This window comes from Shewanella vaxholmensis, assembly GCF_031932135.1.
Taxonomy (GTDB): domain Bacteria; phylum Pseudomonadota; class Gammaproteobacteria; order Enterobacterales; family Shewanellaceae; genus Shewanella; species Shewanella hafniensis.
In genome coordinates this window covers 20,265-41,867 of record NZ_JAUOEV010000019.1, presented here as the reverse complement: position 1 = coordinate 41,867, position 21,603 = coordinate 20,265, and the positions used below count along the sequence as shown (strand labels likewise).

Here is a 21,603-nt window from a genome sequence, read left to right as displayed (position 1 = left end):
GATCGTGTATAAAATGCGCCCTCTTTGTGCCTCGGGCGACGGCCATACGAGGCACATTAATGCTCGAGCGTTAAAATTGTTTTTGGAGAAGATTGACATGTCAAGAGTATGCCAAGTTACTGGCAAGAAGCCGATGGTTGGTAACAACCGTTCGCACGCAAAAAACGCGACCCGTCGTCGTTTTTTACCTAACCTACAAAACCACCGTTTTTGGTTAGAAGAAGAAAAGCGTTTCGTACAGTTACGTGTATCTACTAAAGGTATTCGTCTGATCGACAAAAAAGGTATCGAAGTTGTTGTTGCTGAACTTCGTGCTCGTGGCGAGAAGGTATAATAGATCATGGCTAAAGCTAAAGGTAATCGTGAGAAGATCAAATTAGTTTCTACAGCTAAAACTGGTCACTTCTACACAACTGAAAAAAACAAGCGTAACATGCCTGAAAAAATGGAAATCAAAAAATTTGATCCAGTTATTCGTCAGCACGTTATCTACAAAGAAGCAAAAATCAAGTAATCCTTGGTTAGTGTTTCGAGAAAAGCCCCTTATTTAAGGGGCTTTTTTTTTGCGCTTTTTTTAGTAGTTAGTCATCAAGTTGAGATAATTGCCTCGCAAACTTAAGCCGCTGAATCATCCCCTGTGAAGTTAAAAAAGTGTGAACACTTGCTGAAAATATAAAATAGTGCGGTTCTAAGCACTTTAAATCATTAAAACTGCACTTTAGTGAGAATAAATTCTTTATGTGTGAATTAAAATGCAATACCATACGCGAAAGTTAGCGATTCATTCCTGGCATGTCATCGTGACGCTGCCAGCTCAAAAATGAGGTGTAAATAACGCGTGCGTACCACTGAATTGGTTGATGGATTTCGTCACTCTGCCCCCTATGTTAATGCTCACAGAGGTAAAACTTTTGTGGTCATGCTGGGTGGTGAAGCTTTGGCTCAAAATCACTTCCGCGCCATCTTAAATGATGTTGCCCTGCTGCACAGTTTAGGGATTAAAGTGGTGTTAGTGTATGGCGCTAGACCGCAGATTGATGCTGCATTAGCCGTCAACGGTATTGAACCTGCCTACCACGAAGGTGTGCGTATCACGGATGAAGACTCGCTCAAAGTGATCAAGCAAGTTGCGGGTGCACTGCAATTTGATATCACAGCGCGTTTATCCATGAGCTTAAGCAATACGCCGATGCAAGGCGCGCAAATTAACTTAGTGAGCGGCAACTTTGTGATTGCTCAACCTCTTGGTGTCGACAATGGTGTGGATTTTTGCCTGAGTGGCAAAGTGCGTCGTATTGATGTGCAAGGCTTAAAACGTCAGTTAGATAATCACTGCATCGTGTTGATGGGGCCGATTGCGGCTTCTGTGACGGGTGAAAGTTTTAATCTGACCGCCGAGGAAATCGCGACCCAGGTGGCGATCAAACTCAAAGCAGATAAGATGATCGGTTTTAGCTCACAGAACGGTATTCTCGATCGCAATGGCGATGTCATTGCCGAGTTGATGCCGAACGATGCGCAAAACATCATGAACAAGCTGGCCGAGCAAGGTTCTGCCTGCATTGGCACTATGGCTTTCTTGAAAGCGAGTATTGATGCTTGCCGCAATGGTGTGCCGCGTTGTCACTTAGTTAGCTACCTCGAAGATGGCGCTTTACTGCAGGAACTGTTTTCTCGCGAAGGGATAGGCACGCAAATCGTGACTGAGAGTGCCGAGCGTTTACGCTGTGCGTCGATCGCCGATATTGGCGGTGTACTGAACCTTATTCGTCCATTGGAGGAGCAAGGCATTCTGGTGCGTCGTAGTCGTGAGCAGCTTGAGATTGAAATTGAACAGTTCATGTTGATTGAACGTGATGGTTTAGTGATTGGTTGCGCTGCGCTTTATCCTTTTGAAGAGGACAATGCGGGCGAGTTTGCCTGTTTGGTGGTGCATCCAGATTATCGCGATGCCGACAGAGGGAGCTTACTGCTGAAGAACATTATCAATCAGGCCAGAAACCGCGGTTATTCACGCTTGTTTGCGCTGACAACACGGAGCATTCACTGGTTCCTCGAGCATGGTTTTGTGATTGAAGATGTTGAAGCACTGCCACAGAAGAAAAAGCAGTTGTATAACTATCAACGCCGCTCCAAAATTCTCGCGCTCGATCTCTAAGCCGTTCTAAATCAATCCAATCAATGCCAGCCTAGTACTCATATTAGCGCTGGCATTTTTATTGACATAATATGTCTTTGTTGGCAGATTAAGACTTCACTGCACGGGAGATACTGCCAATGAGTCCTCAATTTTTTGAACTCGCCCCTTTAACCCAAACCTCTATCTTTAGTTTTATCGTCTTATTGCTCGGTTTAGCGGGTATCTTGCTGATGTTATGGCTAAAAAATATGCCAAAGATAGCGAAGTCAGCGAGTTTAGGCATATTGCTGGTGATGATGGGCGGATTTTCTTGGGTATTTTATCAGTCTAATAGTGCCGAGTTAGTGTTAACCGATACTGAGCTTACCTTGGATGTGCCCTTCTATAAAGTGCAGTTATCCCGCGCGGATTTATTGCCCGCCGAGGCACGCATGGTCGATTTGCAACAAGAGGCAGAATTGACTCCGAGCTTTAAAACCAACGGCATAGGCATGCCGGGATTTCAATTGGGCTGGTTTAATCTACAGGGAAAAGGTAAGGCATTTTTGGCGATAACAGATAAATCGCAGTTAGTGTTAGTGCCAACGGCGAAAGGCTACAGCTTATTACTGACAGTACCGCAAGGGAGTGAGTTTTTAGCACAGTTGCAGAAGTAATCATCATATGTCATCGCTTCTGCCACTGTGTTTATCGGCGTGATAATGCTCACGCCGTTTTGCGTTTATAGGCCATATCTAAGGTAAAGATGAGCAGCGCGCTCCAGATAAAGCCGAAGGTCACACCTTTTTCGGCATCGAAGGGCTCATTAAACAGACTCACCGCGAGGATAAACATAATACTTGGGCCGATATATTGGAAAAAACCAAGCATAGACAATGGAATCCGTACTGCCGCCCCTGCAAAACACAGTAAAGGAATGGTAGTCACTATCCCAGCCGCCATTAACATCAGATTCAGTTGCCAATCGTTTGTCAGCATGCTCGCTGTTGCTGTGTCTAAGGTCGCGACGAGGTAAATTAGCGCGACCGGTAATAACACTGCGGTTTCGACCAATAAACCGGCCTTAGCATCCACATTGACCTTTTTTCGCAGCAGTGCATAGAAACCAAAGGTGCCCGCGAGTGCCAGTGAGACAATGGGAATAGAGCCAAAAGAGATTAATTGGATTAACACGCCAGCGCTGGCGAGAGCGACCGCAAACCATTGCAGTTTACGTAACCTTTCGCCTAGAAATAACATGCCAAGCAAGACGTTGAGCAAAGGGTTGATAAAGTAACCTAAGCTGGCATCGAGCATGTGATCGTTATTTACTGCCCAGATAAATAGCAGCCAGTTTCCCGCGATCAGTATGGAAGTAATGGCGAGAACCATCAGTTGCTTAGGTTGTTTAAACAGTAAGCGTAAGCGTGAAAAACCGCCAATAAATTGCATGATGATCAACATAAACACGAATGACCAAATCACCCGATGGAGCAAAATTTCGGTAGCGGAAACATGATTGAGTAATTTGAAGTATAAAGGCGCAAACCCCCACATACAGTAAGCACTGACGGCGAGTAGGATCCCTTTGCGGTATTCAAGATCTGGCATGAGACATCTTCGAAGGACAACAAGACGGCGATTGTAGGTGTGTCTGACCGCTGACTCAAGGCATCGCAGCGTTCTTTTGGTTACAGAATATCTCGATAAGAGTTTAAATGGCCGATTAGAGCCAGTAAACATCTTGCTAATCAAGATGTTCACTGGCTTTGATCTTTAATACGGTAAATGAGTGTTCTGCGGTGAAACGGCTAGCCCACCATATAAGTCCCTGTTCCAAAAGCGATATGTGTGCCTTGCTCATTATGCAATTCCATGCGGCATACCGACACCCTATTGCCCGCACGGATCACGCTGCCCGTCCCGGTAAAGGTGAGGCCGCGTCCCGGCCGCAGATAATCGACGCGCATATCAATCGTCCCTAAAGTTTGGAGGCGTTGTTGTAATTCTTCAATCGTCCAATCTTCACGACTGGCGACCAGTCCTGCAAAGGCGGTGAGTCCGCCAACCACATCGAGTACCGTGGCTGTCACACCGCCGTGGAGGATTTGCTGGTGGATATTACCAATCAGCTCAGGTTTCATGTTGATCACGACTTCGACGCCATCAATGTCATAACGCTTGATATCGAGTCCGAGTAGATTATGGAAAGGAACATGTTGATCAAATACTGCTGCGACTCTTCTCAAAGCTTCGGCTTGGATTGGGCTGGTCATTATTGGGTCCTTGTCACTGAGTGACTGCATTAGGCGTAATTGGATTTGTTATCAACACTGAGATGAACAAAGTGCGGCTTAGAGCAATTAATCTACAGTGAAGCTCACGGCTAATGCAACTCCGTCGCTAAAATGACGACACAGTTTCGGCGGGTTTTAAAGTACTTTACCCCGCGTTCGTTATTTTTGGCTTAGTCCACTAGGGGTTAAAATAGCTACAATCGCGATGAATGGCCTCGTCTAAAGTACTTTAAATTACCGCTGAATCCTGCATTTTGAGCTAGTTTGGGTATAGAATAGGCCCCCTCACTTTTGACATAGAAGATCCATGGAAAAGCTCGTACTCGACACGCATGATGATCCGCTCTCGCAACGCCTCGCACAGGTGTTTGGTTACCGTGACTTTAGGGACGGTCAGCGGGAGGTGATAGAACGTGTCTGCGGCGGGCAAGATTGCTTAGTGATCATGCCAACGGGCGGCGGTAAGAGTCTGTGCTATCAACTCCCCGCGTTACTGATGGATGGCATTACGATTGTCGTATCTCCATTGATTTCTTTGATGAAAGATCAAGTCGATAGCTTGTTGCAAACCGGTGTTGCGGCGGCTTATCTCAATTCTTCATTGCCGCGAGAGCAGAGCGCCGAAGTATTAAGGCAGCTGCGCCACGGTGAGTTAAAACTGCTTTATGTGTCACCAGAGCGCTTATTAAGCGCAGATTTTATTGAGCGAATGCAGTCGTTGCAGCTAGCGATGTTTGCCATCGACGAGGCGCATTGCATTAGCCAGTGGGGTCATGATTTTCGCCCTGAATATGCGGCACTCGGTCAGCTAAAACAACTCTTCCCCTATGTGCCCATGATGGCGCTGACTGCAACGGCGGATCAGGCGACTCGGCAGAGTATTTGCGAGCGACTTGGGATTGACCCTTTCCGTTTACTCTCGAGTTTCGACAGGCCTAATATTCGCTACACAGTGGCGGAAAAGCTCAATGCTGCGAATCAGTTACGGCATTTTTTAACCCAGCAAAATGGCACCAACGGGATTATTTACTGTAGTAGTCGTCGCCGTGTCGACGAAGTAGCCGATCGTTTATGTCTGCAAGGTTTTAATGCTAAGGCCTATCATGCGGGAATGACGCAGGAAGATCGTGGCGCAGTGCAGGACAGTTTCCTTAAAGATCAAATCGATATCGTTGTCGCCACTGTGGCTTTCGGTATGGGGATCAATAAATCGAATGTGCGCTTTGTGGTGCATTACGATATTCCTAAAAGTATCGAAGCCTATTATCAGGAAACGGGCCGTGCCGGCCGTGATGGGCTTGATGCCGAGGCCTTTATGTTGTTTGATCCTGCCGATATTGGCCGGGTGCGACATTTGATTGAACAGTCTGAGCCAGGGCCACAGCAGCAAGTCGAATTCCATAAACTCAATACCATGGCGGCGTTTGCCGAGGCGCAAACCTGCCGTCGCCAAGTGCTATTGCATTACTTTGATGAGAGCGCACTAGAGCCCTGTGGTAACTGCGATATTTGCCTCGATCCGCCTAAGCGTTATAACGGCACCGAAGATGCACAAAAGGTGTTGTCATGTATTTTCCGTTTAGGCCAGCGTTTTGGTATTAATCACTTAATTGAAGTGCTGCGCGGCTCTAAAGGCGCCCCGATTGTTGACCGAGGCCATGACAAACTTACGACTTGGGGAATTGGTAAAGACAAGAGCCATGAGTATTGGTTGAGCGTGATCCGTCAATTGATCCACTTGGGACTGGCGAGTCAGGATGTGACGCGAGGTTCATCTATAACCTTAAACCCATCGGCACGACCTGTACTCAAAGGTGAGGTGGCATTAATGCTCGCCGAACCGCGCATTCAGTTAACGACCACAAAACGCAAGGTGAGCCAGTCTAAGGCGCCGCTGAACTACGACCGTAAGCTATTCGCGCGACTCAAGTTACTGCGAAGAACCATAGCTGAGCAGCAGGATGTGCCACCGTATTTAGTGTTTAACGATGCGACGCTGGCGGAAATGGCGGCCATGATGCCGACCAGTGCAGGGGAAATGCTCGCCGTCAACGGGGTTGGCGAGCGTAAACTGAGTCGTTTCGGCGACGCTTTTCTCGATGAAATTGAGGCTTATTTAGCGGGAGAATAATGGTTTGGATTATTCTCACTGATTTTAACCTTACCCAATTGATTGATACTGGCGCGCTTAATTAAAGACTCTAACGTATCAAACTGTTGCATTGCCGCTATACCAATATTGACCTTGCTTGACCCCTGCCAAGGCTGAATACAGGCCACCAATTGATTGACTACTTTTTTAGCGCCAGCTGCTGAGGTATGCGGCAGGATAATCACAATTTCATCCATCGAATATCGGATTAACTTATCTTGCTCTCGCAGTCTGTGTTGTAGCTCATCCTGCAGAGGTGGTAAATCAACTTGCCGTATTTGACTCGCATTAAAAAGTAATAAAGACAGCGGGTAATTACCTTGTTTGGCGCTGTTTAAGGCTGATGTGACTTGTTGGAGCAGAGTTTCCGCAGGCTCCTCGCCTTCGATACGGGGCGCTCGATTATTTTGCTTATCAATCAAATACCAAATAGCCCCGCCGAGTAACGTCATCGCAATTAAGAACAAAGTGCTATAGGCCCAGTCTAGATTTAACTCTTGGAGGATCGATGCCTTTTCTGGCGCAGGATTATTCTGATCCTGCTGCAAATCTTGTTGATTCAGGCGGGCTTTAAATTGCAATATCCGTGCAGTGTTCATCCCTTGATTGGCGAGTTCGGCAGCTCGATAGCGTTTGAGTAAGAAAGAATAGGCCTGCTTAAAATCCCCTTGTTCTAAGTAGTGATCGCTCATGATCCCGTAAAATCCTTTGAGATCAGAATACTGTTTTAGATTTTCAGCTTGTTCAATGGCGTGATTCATTAGGATTAATGCGGCATCGTCTTGATGTTGGGCAAAGCGTATTTGTGCCAGCAGACGAGTCGAGCGCATCATAGCCAATTGCTGATTGTGCTTCTTGAAGGTATTGATGGCGATAGAAAGGTATTCTTCGGCTGTGTCGATGCGGCCTTTATCGAGTGCGATTGAAGCTAAAATGGCATAGCTGTAGGCAAGTTCAAGTGGCGAACCGAGTTCAGGCAGTAGTGCCTTTGCTTGTTTTTCGAGTTTATCACTGTAATCGAATTCTTGATTATCGAGCGCTATTCTGGCCGCATTTCGTAGAATGATATGTAACACTTTGCCCTTGGCATCTGAGCTCTGTATCCCTAAGTTGGTGTAATACATGGCCTGAGGGAAATCATGGGTTGCGTAGAGTAAATTACCCATGGCCGCATAAATATAAGCCTGTGGTGGCCAAACCCAATTCTGGGTCTGAGTATGAATGTCTGGATAAATATCGATGGCCAGACGTAAATCTTCGATGGCAGAGGAAAAGTTATCTGTGTCGGTATCGAGCTGACCACGTAAACGCAAGGCATCGACTAAGGCTTGGGGTTGTTGATAGCGTCGCGCTAAGGTAATGGCTGAATCCAGCAAGGGCAGCGCATTCTGAATATTGTTGTAGTTGAGATTGGCGTCGGCTTGGCAAATCAAAAAGTAGGGGCGAACTTGATCGAGCTTAAGCTGCTTAGCATTGGCCTCGCCTAACTGAGCTACGTTGATCGCGGCTTCGTTCTCACCCAGTTGCAGCAGATTTTGGCATTTCAACACGCTCAATCTGAGTCGATTAATGTCAGAAGTGGCACGGGTTGTAAATTGTTTTTCTAAGGCAGTGATTTGAGTCAGGGCTTTACTGGGATATTGGTAGACGAGTTCTGTGAGCTCATCTAACTGGTCTATAGCACTCGCCCCAAAGGGGATCAGCCATAACAACAGGCTCAGTACCAAGACGCGAAAATCCATTTTGTGCTCCATAAAATGCGTAAGCTCTAATATCCGTAATCACTAAGGCGAGATTATAACTTTTCTTAATCGTTTTTTGCATAAAAAACTATTATTTTCTAAGGGGAATAAGTTAACACATCCCCGTGCTTTCTGAATCCAAACAGCGGGTTAATTCTGTGGAATCGATCACTTATTCGGGGATAAAACTCACAGTTATTGGCCTTAAGACAGGTCGAATGAGTGGAACATGAAAAAATTAGGGTTGACACTCTCGGCTAGGCAAGTTAAATATTAACCGTCCTAGATTATTTGAACAGAATAAATATTTAAATAAAATGAATAGAATTAGCAGCAAACTCGACCTCCTACTCTCTCTCCTCGCGGTTTATACGCGGAGGTCTTAGTGTTGCACGCTCGATAAATAGGCAAAGCATTCACAAACCCCGCACCAATGTTGCGGGGTTTTTTGTATCTGAATACGGCAAAAGTTAAATAATGAACGGTGACGTTCCATGGAGAAGCGAGATGTCTAACAGAGTAATTATATTTGATACGACCTTACGTGATGGTGAGCAGGCGTTAGCCGCAAGCCTTTCGGTCAAAGAAAAGTTACAGATCGCCATGGCGCTGGAACGTCTAGGTGTTGATGTAATGGAAGTGGGTTTTCCTGTCTCATCACCCGGTGATTTTGAGTCGGTGCAAACCATAGCGCGAACCATCAAAAATAGTCGCGTTTGTGCGTTATCCCGTGCACTTGAAAAGGACATAGATGCCGCGGCGCAGGCCTTGTCTGTTGCTGATCAATTCCGTATTCATACCTTTATCTCGACCTCGACGATTCACGTTGAGAGCAAGTTGAAGCGTTCTTTCGATCAAGTGTTAGAGATGGCGGTGGGCGCAGTGAAATACGCCCGTCGCTTTACCGACGATGTGGAGTTTTCCTGTGAGGATGCGGGACGCACGCCAATTGATAATCTGTGTCGTATGGTAGAGGCTGCCATTCTTGCTGGCGCGCGTACCATTAACATTCCCGATACGGTCGGTTATACCGTGCCAAGCGAGTTTGGCACTATTATCCAAACCCTGTTTAACCGCGTGCCGAACATCGACCAAGCGGTGATCTCAGTGCATTGCCATGATGACTTAGGTTTATCTGTGGCGAACTCGATAACCGCAGTGCAACACGGTGCGCGCCAAATCGAATGTACCATCAATGGCATAGGTGAGCGTGCGGGTAACTGTTCATTGGAAGAGATCGCTATGATTTTAGCGACGCGTAAGGGCATGTTGGGTTTGGAAACCGGCATTAACGCTAAGGAAATCCACCGTACTTCTAATTTAGTCAGCCAGTTATGCAATATGCCTGTGCAGGCAAATAAGGCGATTGTCGGTGCCAATGCCTTTACCCATTCGTCGGGTATCCATCAGGATGGCATGTTAAAAGCGCAAAATACCTATGAAATCATGACCCCAGAAAGCATAGGTTTGAATCGCAATAACTTGAATATGACCTCGCGCTCGGGTCGCCATGTGATCAAGCATCGCATGGAGGAAATGGGTTATAACGAGCACGATTACAATATGGATGCGCTGTACGAAGAGTTCCTAAAATTGGCGGATAAAAAGGGCCAAGTATTTGATTATGATTTAGAAGCCTTAGCCTTTATGGAGGCGCAGGCCGAAGAAGACAATCACTATCAATTGCAGCAATTAGTGGTGCAGTCTGACTCTACCGAAGGCGTTGCCACAGCTACCGTGCGTATCGAAGTGGGCGGCGAAATTAAAACTGAAGCCGCAACGGGCAATGGTCCCGTTGATGCCGCCTATAACGCCATTGCCCGTGCAACTGATCGTCGTATCGACATCATCAGCTACAAGTTAGGCGCTAAGGGCGTAGGCCAAAATGCCTTAGGTCAAGTGGACATTACCGCCGTTTACCACGAGCAAAACTTCCACGGGGTAGGTTTAGCGACCGATGTCGTTGAAGCCTCGGCGCGTGCTTTAGTGCATGTGATGAACTTAACGTGCCGCGCAGACAAGGTCGCCGATTACAAACAAAGCATGCAAAAGAATCGAGAGCTAGGCGGCGTCTAGTCGCTAAAAGCATCCAAAGAATAGCAAGGTCGAGCATAAAGCATTCACATTTAAAGGAGTTGGCTGGCGTATGAGTTATCAAGTAGCAGTATTAGCAGGGGACGGGATCGGCCCAGAAGTGATGGCAGAGGCGCGTAAAGTGCTACGTGAAGTGGAAGCGCGATTCGATTTGAATATCGAATATACGCAATACGATGTCGGCGGTATTGCCATCGATAACCACGGTTGTCCACTACCCGATGCCACGCTAAAAGGGTGCGAAGCGGCCGATGCGATTCTATTTGGTTCAGTCGGCGGCCCTAAGTGGGAAAAACTGCCGCCAAATGAACAACCTGAGCGCGGCGCGCTATTGCCTCTGCGTGGACATTTTGAACTGTTTTGCAATCTGCGCCCAGCTAAACTGCACGACGGCTTAGAACATATGTCACCGCTGCGCAGCGATATCTCTGCCCGTGGTTTTGATGTCTTGTGTGTACGCGAGCTAACCGGCGGTATTTATTTTGGTAAGCCAAAGGGGCGCCAAGGTGAAGGCGACAATGAAGAGGCTTTCGATACCATGCGTTATAGCCGCCGCGAAATTAGCCGTATCGCCCGCATCGCCTTTGAAGCCGCCCGTGGTCGCCGTAAAAAAGTCACCTCAGTGGATAAAGCCAATGTGCTCGCCTGTTCAGTGTTATGGCGCCAAGTGGTTGAAGAAGTCGCGGTAGATTTCCCCGATGTCGAGCTTGAACACATCTATATCGATAATGCGACTATGCAGTTGCTACGTCGTCCCGATGAGTTCGATGTGATGCTATGTTCTAACCTGTTCGGTGACATTTTATCCGATGAAATCGCGATGTTAACGGGCTCTATGGGCTTGTTGTCCTCGGCGAGCATGAACAGCACTGGCTTCGGTTTGTTCGAACCCGCGGGTGGCAGTGCGCCGGATATCGCGGGTAAAGGGATAGCCAACCCAGTCGCGCAAATTCTGTCGGCGGCATTAATGTTGCGTCATAGCTTGAAACAAGAAGCAGCGGCGAGTGCGATTGAGCGTGCCGTGAGCAAAGCCTTGAACTCTGGTTATTTAACCGGTGAGTTATTGAGCAGCGACAAGCGTAGCCAAGCGAAATCGACAGCAGAAATGGGTGACTTTATCGCCAATGCTATAAAGGAAGGTGTGTAATGACGAACGCAAAGACCTTGTACCAAAAAGTATGGGATGCACATATCGTTGCAGCTCCCGAGGGCGAAGCGCCGATCATTTATGTCGACAGACATTTAGTCCATGAAGTGACGTCACCTCAAGCATTCAGCGGTTTGAAGGTGGCGGGTCGTAAACTGCGCGCGCCGGAAAAAACCTTTGCCACTATGGATCACAACACTTCAACCCGCAGCGCCAGTTTAGATGCCCTAAGCCCTATGGCGCGCACTCAGGTAGAAACCCTAGCGCAAAACTGTAAAGACTTTGACGTGCGTTTATATGATATTCACCATCCTAATCAAGGCATTGTGCATGTGATGGGCCCAGAGTTAGGGATTACCTTACCTGGCACTGTGATTGTCTGTGGCGATTCCCATACCGCAACCCACGGCGCCTTTGGCGCATTGGCGTTTGGGATTGGCACATCGGAAGTTGAGCACGTGTTAGCAACGCAAACGCTGCGTCAGTTAAAAGCTAAAACCATGAAGATTGAAGTGCGTGGTCATGTCACCGATGGCGTGACCGCCAAAGATATCGTACTCGCCATTATTGGTAAAATCGGCATGGATGGTGGCACGGGTTACGTGGTGGAGTTCTGCGGTGAGGCGATCGAAGCCCTGTCGATGGAAGGCCGCATGACAGTGTGCAACATGGCGATTGAGATGGGCGCTAAGGCGGGCATGGTCGCGCCGGATCAAACCACCTTTGACTATTTAGCAGGCCGCGAGTTTGCACCAAAGGGTGAAGATTGGGCCGAGGCTGTCGCTTACTGGAAAGCCATTAAAACCGATGACGGCGCCGTGTTTGATGCTGTCGTTGAGTTAGATGCTGCCGATATTGCGCCGCAATTGACTTGGGGTACTAACCCAGGCCAAGTCGTAGCGATCGATGGCAAAGTGCCAAACCCTAGTGATGAAGCCAACCCAAGTACCCGAGCTAGTATGGAAAAGGCCCTAGAATACATTGGCCTGAGTGCGGGTACGCCGATGACAGATATCAACATCAACAAAGTATTTATCGGTTCTTGTACTAACTCGCGGATTGAAGATTTACGCAGCGCCGCCGTGCATGCTAAAGGCCGCAAAGTCGCGAGTGGCGTCACCGCGATTGTGGTTCCAGGTTCTGGCCAAGTGAAAGCACAAGCCGAAGCCGAAGGCTTAGATAAAATCTTTATCGAAGCGGGATTTGAGTGGCGTTTACCGGGTTGCTCTATGTGTTTGGCGATGAACGATGACAGATTAGAAGCGGGCGATCGCTGCGCCTCGACCAGTAATCGTAACTTCGAAGGTCGCCAAGGTCGCGGCAGTCGTACCCATTTGGTGAGTCCTGCAATGGCTGCAGCCGCTGCGGTGGCGGGGCATTTTGTCGATATTCGTAAACCTTACTAATTACCGTAAACCCAAGAGGAGAAGTTAATGCAACCTTTTACAACCCATACCGGGCTTGCGGTCATGATAGACAGCACCAATATCGATACGGATCAGATCATTCCGAAACAGTTTTTGTCTAAGGTGACGCGCGATGGTTTTGGTGTGCACTTATTCCATGACTGGCGTTATTTAGATGATGCTGGCGATCTGCCTAACCCTGAGTTTTCATTGAATCAAAGCCGCTATAAAGGCGCGTCGATTCTTTTGGCGCAGGAAAACTTTGGTTGTGGTTCAAGCCGCGAACATGCGCCTTGGGCGCTGGCAGACTTTGGTCTGCGTGCGATTATTGCGCCGAGTTTTGCTGACATTTTTTACGGTAACTCAATCAATAATGGCCTGTTACCTGTGGCGTTAACTCACGCGCAGGTGCGCCAATTAATGGATGAAGTGGCGGCAGAAGCAGGCGCACAAATAACTGTTGATCTCACAAGCTGCAAAGTGGTTTCACCGTCGGGCGCCGAGTTTAGTTTTACGCTGGCAGAATCGGCGAGACATAAGTTACTCAACGGTTTAGATGCGATTGGCTTGACCTTGTCCCATGCTGCGCAAATCGGTCAGTACGAAACCCAAATCCAAGGCTGGCGCCGTTAGTTTTTCAGCGTACATTTGTACTGGTGTTGAGTCCATATTTAAGCGCCTAGGTTAACACCTAGGCGCTTTTGTTTTAAATCATCATCTGCTCATGGTTTAACTAGTTGTATTTGAAGTGATAAATTTTTACTGCTGTTGATGTGTCATAGAATTTTTGTATCGATAGTGATTTATGCTGAATTTGTTACATCTGAATGATTTACACGTGTTTCTGCGATTTTTGATTTTATTTTGTTGTTTATTATGGTTATTTTTTGATTTCACTATGTTGAGTTAATCAGCGTTGCGAATAGTAACTGGGCGAATATAGGCTGAGTTTTGTTTAAATGGTGATATTGGTCACTAAATCTGTTTTAAAGTCATCGTTAGCTAGAGTTTTTGTCTGTTTTATCTCCTTTGGTTGCAAACATCTTCTGCATAAGTAAACTGCTTCGCATTCAATCTGGAGTGTTTGCTCTATTTTGCCTGAACGCCGCAGTACTCATTTAAGTAGTACAGATAACAATAATATTATTAGAGAATAACGATGCAAAAACGTCTTCTGACTTTGGCTGTCACTGCAGCCTTGTTAAGTTCAACGACTCAACTCCATGCCGCTGGTTTTCAATTAGCCGAATATTCTGCCACTGGGTTAGGCCGTGCTTTTGCGGGTGAAGCGGCTATGGCGGATAACGCTTCGGCTCAAGGTCGAAATCCAGCTATGCTGACTTACCTTGAAGGTCGTCAGCTCTCTGCGGGTGGCATTTATGTGATGCCAAATGTCGATGTGACTGGTGATGTCAGCCTTCGCTCGCCGTTGCTTGGCCCTGAACCCGTTAAAATGAAAGGCGGCGATGCACTGGATGTGGCCGATGATGCACTGGTACCTAACTTTTACTACTCGAATCAGCTAAATGATCAATGGACTTGGGGCCTAGCGGTAAACTCTAACTATGGTCTAGCCACTGAATTACCTGCGACCCATGCCGCGGCCATTTTTGGTAATAAGACTTCGGTTACCACAGTTGAGTTTAATCCAAACATCGCTTATCGCATCAATGACGCTGTCAGCGTCGGTGCTGGTGTACGTATTGTTTATGGTGAGGGCGAAATTGGTGCCTCATTACCCGGTTGGGTCGATGGTATCAAGCCTGCTCTGCCGGCTCCAGTGCAGGCTGTGTTGCCACCAGGTGGTACTGAGCTTAAGAGCATGAAGGGTGATGATATCGGTTACGGCTGGCAGTTAGGTGCAAGCTGGCAGATTAATCCCGCTCACCGTTTAGGTTTTGCGTATCACAGTAGTGTGAAACTGGACTTAGATGGTCATGCTTCTGGTGTCTTGTATACAGGTGGTCAAGACGTGTCTATTGAAGGGTATTTACCGCTTGAATTACCCGCCTTTGCAGAGATTGCTTCCCATCATCAATTGACCGATAACTGGGCCATGCACGCGAGCGTGAACTGGACCGATTGGAGTGTATTCGATCAGCTGGTGGCGTATTTCCCTGGCGAGGTTAAACCTAAGGGCGGTTTAGAGTCTGATTTAGTTAAAGAAGAACACTTTGAAGATAACTGGCGCTTCGCGCTGGGAACCACTTACCAAGTCAATAATGCTTGGTTAGTGCGTGCCGGTGTGGCGCTAGATAAAACGGCGGCGCAGGACGAGTGGCGCACAACCACAATTCCAGACTCTGACCGTCTGTGGTTCTCTGTGGGCGCCGGTTATCAGGCAACTAAGAATCTGAACCTTGATTTTGCTGTAACCTATATCAAAGCAACAGGCGATGCGCCCATCAACGAGCAACAAAATCTATTGAATCTAGCGACGGTTAACTTTAACGGCGAAGCAAGCGGCGATGTGTGGCTTGCGGGTATCCAGATGAGCTATACGATGTAAGTTCTACGTAGTTTAATCAAGCCCTGAATCTTCAGGGCTTTTTTGTTTTATTCTTGAGGTGGTTTTGGATCTTCAGGCTCATGGGTTCGATGGATACCTAAACTGCCGAGCACATATTTTTCATAGATGGGCTCACTCGTTCCGTGGCGAACTTTGTAGAGGAAATATTTCTCAAAGGCAATTTTGGCGACATGTACCCATTTACCCATGGAGGTCCAGTTAGCATTGCGCGGTGGATTTTGGGGTAAAGCGACAAATGCGGCGCCTTTGTCGCCCATATCGGCCAGACAAATCGCATTGAGTGTGGGTTTAGTGTTGGGAGACTCGCCTTTTAAGCTGGCGAGAATATTATCCACAATTGCAGTGGTCATGGATTCGATCATAAAGCCAGTCTTAGGTACACCAATAGGAACGGGAGTTTTTTCCAGTGGCGGCAGCGCCACACAGACACCTGCGGCGTAGATCTCGGGATAGCGTGGTGAGCGTTGATAGCTATCGGTCAACACAAAGCCCTTTTCATTACAGAGTTCGGGTACGGCTGCAATCGCCGCGCTGCCCTTGAAAGAGGGCAGAAACATGGCGAGCGAGAAAGGTAGCTCATGTTGAAACTCGACTTCGCCTTTTCTATCTAGCTCATCCACATAGGCCATGCCTGGCTCGAAGTGAGTGGTTTTTGCATTGCAAATCCATTTGATACTTCGCTCTCTAAATTCATGTTCCATTAAGGACTTAGAATCACCAACACCACCTAATCCCATATGGCCAACATAGGGTTCGCTGGTGATAAAAGTGATGGGAACATGCTGGCGAATTTTATGTTTTCTCAATAAGTGTTCGAGCGATAACACATATTCGTAGGCGGGCCCGAAGCAACTGGCTCCTTGTAATGCGCCAACCACGACGGGGCCGGGTGAGGCGAGTAGTTGCTGAAAACACGCGTAGGCTTTTTCCGCATGATCTAACGTACAGATAGATTGAGTGAAACCTTCGGGACCCGCACCAGGCACATTCTCGAAGGCGAGTTTGGGGCCTGAGCAGATCACAAGATAGTCATAGTGGTCGGTGCTGCCGTTGCCTAGAGTGAGCTGACGCTTAATAGGATCGATATGGGTAACGCCTTCACCCGAGTAACTGATCTTGCGCTTATTCAAGTAAGCGCCTATCGGTAGGCTAATTTCATCACGTGTTCGCTCCCCCAAGGCAATCCAAGGATTGGATGGAACAAACTGAAAATAGTCTCCTTCACTGATCACTCCTACTTCGCAGTCGGCCGGAAGTCGTTGCTTAAGTTCAAATGCGGCGGAAACGCCACCCAGTCCTGCACCTATCACTATCACTCTTTTCATCATGCATTCCTTCAAACTGATTAAATCATCAATGCGTCGACCTCGGTGTTGGCATTCACTGAATTTCTATCAATTAGATTTTTCTAATTATATGTAAGCGTAGGTCGTCTTTAGTTGTTTGCAACTCTATTTGTATGCTTTCTATGATTTATTTGAATTAGCCCACGCTAGGGCAACGTCGCTGTTGGGCTGGTCATAGGGCGTTATTGCGAATATATTCAGTATCCACAATTATTTTTTAAGTCCGTAGTTGTGGTGATAGAGCCAAACTCGTGGGCATTCAGAGTGTTACTCGGAATAGAAATAGGATAGGAAAGCGTGCAGAAAAAATACGTGGTGGCCTTAGATCAAGGCACGACCAGCTCAAGGGCGATAGTGTTCGATCACGACGCAAACATTGTCAGCGTGTCTCAGCGGGAATTCACCCAGTTGTATCCGAATCCGGGTTGGGTCGAGCATGATCCCATGGAGATCTGGGCAAGCCAAAGTTCAGTATTAATTGAAGTGCTGGCGCGCGCGGGGATCCACAGCGATGAAGTGGCCGCGATTGGCATTACCAATCAGCGGGAAACTACAGTCATTTGGGAGAAAGCCACAGGTAAACCTATCTATAACGCGATTGTGTGGCAGTGCCGTCGCAGCTCTCAAATTTGTGAGCAACTCAAAGCCCAAGGGCTAGAAGAGTATGTGCGTGAAAACACGGGCCTATTACTCGACCCTTATTTTTCAGGCACTAAGATCAAGTGGATTCTAGATAATGTGCCCAATGCCCGTGCGCAAGCTGAACGCGGTGAGTTGTTGTTCGGCACTATCGATACTTGGCTAGTGTGGAAGTTAACCGAGGGCAAAGTGCATGTCACCGATCCCACCAATGCCGCCCGTACTCTGCTGTTTAATATCCATAGCCTGACTTGGGATAACAAGTTACTTGAAGCTTTAGACATTCCCTTGTCGATGTTGCCAGAAGTTAAGCCTTCCTGCAGCGTGTATGGCACTACGCGGATTGCCGGTGAAGGCAGTGAAATCCAAGTCGCGGGGATGGCGGGCGACCAACAAGCGGCGCTTTTTGGCCAGCTGTGTGTCGAGCCCGGCATGGCGAAGAATACCTATGGCACTGGTTGTTTTTTATTGATGAATACCGGGACCAAAGCGGTGCGCTCTAACCATGGGTTACTGACCACAGTTGCCGTGGGACCGAAGGGCGAAGTGAACTATGCCCTCGAAGGTTCAGTCTTCATGGGTGGCGCGACCATTCAATGGCTGCGGGATGAACTGGGGCTTATTCGTGACGCCAGTGATACTGAGTATTTTGCCTCTAAGGTTGCTGATACCAATGGCGTGTATTTAGTGCCCGCTTTTGTGGGACTCGGGGCACCCTATTGGGATCCCAATGCCCGTGGCGCACTATTTGGTTTAACCCGTGGCGCCAACCGTAATCATATTATTCGGGCGGCGTTAGAATCTATCGCTTACCAGAGTAAAGATTTACTCGATGCCATGACCAAAGACAGTGGCGTCAGCCTTAAGCGTTTAAAGGTGGATGGCGGCGCGGTCGCCAATGATTTTTTGATGCAGTTTCAAGCCGATATCACCGATGTCGAAGTACTAAGGCCGAGTGTTTGTGAGACAACGGCTTTGGGCGCGGCATTTTTAGCTGGCTTGGCGGTGGGCTTTTGGGAGAGTGTCATTGAGCTTGAACATAAAGCTTGTATCGATAAGCATTTTATCCCCAATATTGATGCCGAGACTCGGGGGCGGTTATACGCAGGTTGGCAAGATGCCGTCGCCAGAACTCGCGCCTAAGCTATTCGACTTAAGCTATTCAACTCAAGTCGTTGGACTTGAGGCATGCTTAAATTTGATATTGAGTTGGTTTGAAATATGACTCGATTGTGGTGAATAAAAAGGCGCTAATCCAATAGGATTGCGCCTTTTCCGTTTTATATTAAGACGGATTTATACTTCAACATCAATAATATGTTGGCTTGGTGGCTTTTTGATTTCCGCGGTATCGTCGGTCACTTCAAGCACGACACCTTCTTTTAATTCTTCGGGCTCATCCGATGCGCGGCGTTTCTTATTCTTGTTGTTATCAGCATCTTTGCGCCTCTCCCTGACTTTCGCGTCGCGCCCTTCTAACGTTGGGGGTAACTGCGACTGCGGTGTTTCATGGCTATCGGGGGCATTTGCGGTTGCACTACTCACTTGGTCGACGACCCGTTTAGGGTGCAACACGGCTTTCACTGGCTGCGCCAGCATGGCATAAATGCTATCCAATCCACTCATAACGCCTCCTTGTTATTACACCTCTTAACATGTTATCGGCAGGAGTCGGTCAATATTTAGACTATACGCGGTTTAAGTCGTTAAGGCGAATGAGGGGGGTTAAGATCTAAGCATGAGCAATCGATGCTAACCAAAGCGGCACTCATTGTGAAGGAACCACAGTGGTTGAGAAGGAACAATAGTAGCGAATGCAAAATTGAGGTGAATTGTTGGATTCGCGTGGTGCTTTGCGGGATTTGGAGTGGGAACGTTGAGCTTTCTCGCAATCGTGACATTAATATTCAATCATCTGCAAAAAGATGATCGTCTTTATTTCGGATAATTATTTAGATTTTCGTGCTAAATCCAACTCTTTTTTGACTGTCTAATAAGGTTGAATTTAAGTTTGTTTTGTTACTTTTTGGGTTTAAGGTTATTCCTCGGCCCGTAAAATCCCACAAATACAGAATTAATCCTCCATTTTTTTCATCGCAAGCGCCTGAAAGCAAAAGGTTGCTGAATATTTCGGCGCAATTTATTCCTGTAGTTTCTTCTGTTTAGTCGATCTCTCGTGGTCTTTCATGTCAAAAGTTTGTCGCTAGGTTAAGTGCTCAACATGCTGCTAACCCGCTTGCCGACTGGATTTATAAAAGGATCCCATCCCTTGACATTGCTTGTCGACTGTCCCTAAACTTAGCAGTTGTGGGAAATAGTGGATATTTGTGGATCAAAAATCACAGGAAAGGATGAATTAGCGTGTTTCGTGGAGCCAGTGCTATCAACTTAGATACAAAGGGACGGATCGCTATTCCAGTGCGATACCGCGAACCTTTGCAGCTTGAGCACCAAGGCCGCATCGTGATTACCGTCGACATCCAATCCGCTTGTTTACTCTTGTATCCAATCCATGAATGGGAATTGATCGAAGCTAAGTTGTTAACGCTTTCCGATACCGATAAAACCCAGAGATCGTTAAAACGTCTGTTACTCGGTTACGCCCACGAAGTGGAGCTCGACGGTAATGGGCGCATATTACTGCCGCCACCGCTAAGGCAATATGCCAATTTAGATAAGCGCATCATGCTGGTGGGGCAATTGAACAAATTTGAGCTGTGGGATGAGCAATCTTGGCTGCAGCAAATCGATGAGTGTCAGGAAACGATTCGAAGTGAGGAGCTTGCTAGTAACGAGCGTCTCGCGGATTTTTCACTTTAACGAGTCGCGATAACTAAATAAGAAGAGAGTAATGAGTCAGGAATTTGCCCATTTATCCGTGCTGCTAGCAGAAACGGTTGGCGGTTTAAACATCAAAGACGATGGCATCTATATCGATGGCACGTTCGGCCGCGGTGGTCATTCAAGACAAGTGTTGCAGCAACTCGGTGAAAACGGCCGATTGATCGCAATCGACCGTGACCCTCAAGCGATTGAAGCGGCAAAACAATTTGCTGACGATCCACGCTTTCAAATCGTGCATGGTGGTTTTGGCCAATTAGCCGATTACGTTGAAGAGCTTGGGCTTGTGGGCAAAATTGATGGCGTATTACTCGATTTAGGTGTGTCTTCACCTCAGCTTGACGATGCCGAACGTGGTTTTAGTTTTATGCGTGATGGCCCGCTCGATATGCGCATGGATAACAGCCAAGGCCAAACAGCTGCTCAGTGGTTAGCCCGCGCAGAAATTGAGGATATGGCTTGGGTATTTAAGACCTATGGCGAAGAGAAAAACGCCCGCCATATTGCTCGTTGTATCGCTGCGGATCGTGATAAAACCCCGTTTTTACGAACTAAAGATTTAGCCGATTTGATCGCGCGTATCACTAAGAGTAAAGAACGCAATAAGCACCCAGCGACTCGGGTGTTTCAAGCCATCCGGATTTATATCAACAGTGAATTAGATCAAATTGATCAAGCGCTTGAAGGTGCGGTCAATGTACTGGCTCCCCAAGGGCGCTTGTCGGTCATCAGTTTCCATTCTTTAGAAGATCGTATCGTGAAGCGTTTTATTCGTCGTCATAGCCAAGGCGAAAGTGTACCGCACGGTTTTCCTGTGACTGAAGATCAAATTAACAAGTCGCGTAAGTTACGTGCCGTGGGCAAGGCGATTATGCCATCCGACGAAGAAATCGAACGCAATGCCAGAGCTCGCAGCTCAGTGTTACGCATTGCCGAGCGTTTAGATTACTAAGGGGCGCACTGTGAGTAAGCCCTCGATTAATCTGCCACGGATCGTTTTACATGATTTATGGCTGCACAAATGGATCTTGTTATTAGCCTTGCTTGTGCTGAGTAATGCGGTTGCCGTGGTTTATGGCAGCCATGTTAGCCGTCAACTGACAACCCAGTGGGACCAGTTACTGCAGGAGCGAGATAGATTAGATATTGAGTGGCGCAATTTATTATTAGAAGAGCAATCGCAGACTGAGCACAGTCGTATTACGCGTATTGCCTCTAAGGAACTCAACATGAGTCGTCCGTTACCCAGCGAAGAAGTTGTGGTAAAGGTGCCGTGAGTATAGGGAAGAT

Annotated in this window: 19 protein-coding genes; 14 read left to right on the top strand and 5 right to left on the bottom strand. The window is 47.4% G+C overall.

From position 1 onward, the window contains the following. The first annotated feature begins 97 nt into the window (after window positions 1-97). The 4 genes from rpmB to Q4Q46_RS15755 all read left to right on the top strand — a co-directional run bounded on the left by rpmB (window position 98) and on the right by Q4Q46_RS15755 (window position 2,796). Window positions 98-334, top strand: coding sequence for a 50S ribosomal protein L28 (gene rpmB, locus Q4Q46_RS15770; RefSeq protein WP_006079870.1), 237 nt, complete (start codon window positions 98-100; stop codon window positions 332-334). Window positions 335-340: 6 nt separating this feature from the next. Continuing rightward, window positions 341-514 carry a 50S ribosomal protein L33 gene (gene rpmG / locus Q4Q46_RS15765; protein WP_006079871.1) on the top strand — a complete coding sequence of 58 codons (174 nt, stop codon included), beginning with the start codon at window positions 341-343 and terminating at the stop codon, window positions 512-514. Window positions 515-838: 324 nt separating this feature from the next. Further along, window positions 839-2,158 carry an amino-acid N-acetyltransferase gene (gene argA / locus Q4Q46_RS15760; RefSeq protein ID WP_106648335.1) on the top strand — a complete coding sequence of 440 codons (1,320 nt, stop codon included), beginning with the start codon at window positions 839-841 and terminating at the stop codon, window positions 2,156-2,158. 119 nt (window positions 2,159-2,277) lie between these two features. Beyond that, window positions 2,278-2,796 (top strand): PH domain-containing protein, encoded by a 519-nt coding sequence (locus Q4Q46_RS15755; protein WP_261273715.1) that lies wholly within the window; start codon window positions 2,278-2,280, stop codon window positions 2,794-2,796. A 49-nt stretch (window positions 2,797-2,845) separates the two neighbouring features. Here the strand turns inward: Q4Q46_RS15755 and rarD are convergent, their stop codons facing one another. Together rarD and Q4Q46_RS15745 are read right to left on the bottom strand one after the other, a co-directional pair. Continuing rightward, window positions 2,846-3,730 carry an EamA family transporter RarD gene (gene rarD / locus Q4Q46_RS15750; RefSeq protein ID WP_261273714.1) on the bottom strand — a complete coding sequence of 295 codons (885 nt, stop codon included), beginning with the start codon at window positions 3,728-3,730 and terminating at the stop codon, window positions 2,846-2,848. Window positions 3,731-3,930: 200 nt separating this feature from the next. Then, a complete protein-coding gene (locus tag Q4Q46_RS15745) occupies window positions 3,931-4,395 on the bottom strand; it encodes a thioesterase family protein (RefSeq protein WP_219255934.1) in 465 nt (154 codons plus the stop codon). A 328-nt stretch (window positions 4,396-4,723) separates the two neighbouring features. Between Q4Q46_RS15745 and recQ the strand changes: the two genes are divergently transcribed. Then, window positions 4,724-6,547 carry a DNA helicase RecQ gene (gene recQ / locus Q4Q46_RS15740; RefSeq protein WP_006086682.1) on the top strand — a complete coding sequence of 608 codons (1,824 nt, stop codon included), beginning with the start codon at window positions 4,724-4,726 and terminating at the stop codon, window positions 6,545-6,547. Here the strand turns inward: recQ and Q4Q46_RS15735 are convergent. Beyond that, window positions 6,529-8,310: a diguanylate cyclase domain-containing protein gene (locus Q4Q46_RS15735; protein WP_311906425.1), complete on the bottom strand. Its 1,782-nt coding sequence runs from the start codon at window positions 8,308-8,310 to the stop codon at window positions 6,529-6,531. The genes recQ and Q4Q46_RS15735 overlap by 19 nt on opposite strands. Before the next feature lie 507 nt (window positions 8,311-8,817). On the opposite strand from Q4Q46_RS15735, the gene leuA reads away from it, so the two are divergent. The 5 genes from leuA (at window position 8,818) to Q4Q46_RS15710 (ending at window position 15,466) form a co-directional block, all read left to right on the top strand. Beyond that, the gene (leuA, locus tag Q4Q46_RS15730; protein WP_311906424.1) at window positions 8,818-10,386 is read left to right on the top strand and encodes a 2-isopropylmalate synthase; all 1,569 of its coding nucleotides are present in this window, start codon (window positions 8,818-8,820) and stop codon (window positions 10,384-10,386) included. A 70-nt stretch (window positions 10,387-10,456) separates the two neighbouring features. Beyond that, the gene (gene leuB, locus Q4Q46_RS15725) at window positions 10,457-11,551 is read left to right on the top strand and encodes a 3-isopropylmalate dehydrogenase (RefSeq protein WP_311906423.1); all 1,095 of its coding nucleotides are present in this window, start codon (window positions 10,457-10,459) and stop codon (window positions 11,549-11,551) included. Further along, complete coding sequence (gene leuC, locus Q4Q46_RS15720) at window positions 11,551-12,957, top strand: 3-isopropylmalate dehydratase large subunit (RefSeq protein ID WP_311906422.1); 1,407 nt, start codon at window positions 11,551-11,553, stop codon at window positions 12,955-12,957. The genes leuB and leuC overlap by 1 nt, the downstream gene beginning before the upstream one ends. A gap of 27 nt (window positions 12,958-12,984) precedes the next feature. After that, complete coding sequence (gene leuD, locus Q4Q46_RS15715; RefSeq protein ID WP_311906421.1) at window positions 12,985-13,590, top strand: 3-isopropylmalate dehydratase small subunit; 606 nt, start codon at window positions 12,985-12,987, stop codon at window positions 13,588-13,590. Window positions 13,591-14,116: 526 nt separating this feature from the next. After that, on the top strand, window positions 14,117-15,466 hold the full coding sequence (locus Q4Q46_RS15710) for an outer membrane protein transport protein (protein ID WP_311906420.1): 1,350 nt from the start codon (window positions 14,117-14,119) through the stop codon (window positions 15,464-15,466). 47 nt (window positions 15,467-15,513) lie between these two features. On the opposite strand, the gene Q4Q46_RS15705 is transcribed toward Q4Q46_RS15710, so the two are convergent. Beyond that, on the bottom strand, window positions 15,514-16,815 hold the full coding sequence (locus Q4Q46_RS15705) for an NAD(P)/FAD-dependent oxidoreductase (protein WP_311906419.1): 1,302 nt from the start codon (window positions 16,813-16,815) through the stop codon (window positions 15,514-15,516). Between the two features lie 315 nt (window positions 16,816-17,130). Here Q4Q46_RS15705 and glpK point away from each other — a divergent pair, with 315 nt between their 5' ends. Continuing rightward, on the top strand, window positions 17,131-18,615 hold the full coding sequence (gene glpK, locus Q4Q46_RS15700; protein ID WP_311906418.1) for a glycerol kinase GlpK: 1,485 nt from the start codon (window positions 17,131-17,133) through the stop codon (window positions 18,613-18,615). A 153-nt stretch (window positions 18,616-18,768) separates the two neighbouring features. Here the strand turns inward: glpK and Q4Q46_RS15695 are convergent, their stop codons facing one another. Next, window positions 18,769-19,098, bottom strand: coding sequence for a hypothetical protein (locus Q4Q46_RS15695; RefSeq protein ID WP_006079884.1), 330 nt, complete (start codon window positions 19,096-19,098; stop codon window positions 18,769-18,771). A gap of 735 nt (window positions 19,099-19,833) precedes the next feature. Here Q4Q46_RS15695 and mraZ point away from each other — a divergent pair. From mraZ to ftsL, 3 genes are read left to right on the top strand one after another with little or no spacing between them, the layout of a single operon-like run. Then, window positions 19,834-20,292: a division/cell wall cluster transcriptional repressor MraZ gene (gene mraZ, locus Q4Q46_RS15690; protein ID WP_006079885.1), complete on the top strand. Its 459-nt coding sequence runs from the start codon at window positions 19,834-19,836 to the stop codon at window positions 20,290-20,292. Window positions 20,293-20,323: 31 nt separating this feature from the next. Next, window positions 20,324-21,265, top strand: coding sequence for a 16S rRNA (cytosine(1402)-N(4))-methyltransferase RsmH (rsmH, locus tag Q4Q46_RS15685; protein ID WP_006079886.1), 942 nt, complete (start codon window positions 20,324-20,326; stop codon window positions 21,263-21,265). 10 nt (window positions 21,266-21,275) lie between these two features. Further along, window positions 21,276-21,590, top strand: coding sequence for a cell division protein FtsL (ftsL, locus tag Q4Q46_RS15680; protein ID WP_105251190.1), 315 nt, complete (start codon window positions 21,276-21,278; stop codon window positions 21,588-21,590). The last annotated feature ends 13 nt before the right edge of the window (window positions 21,591-21,603 follow it).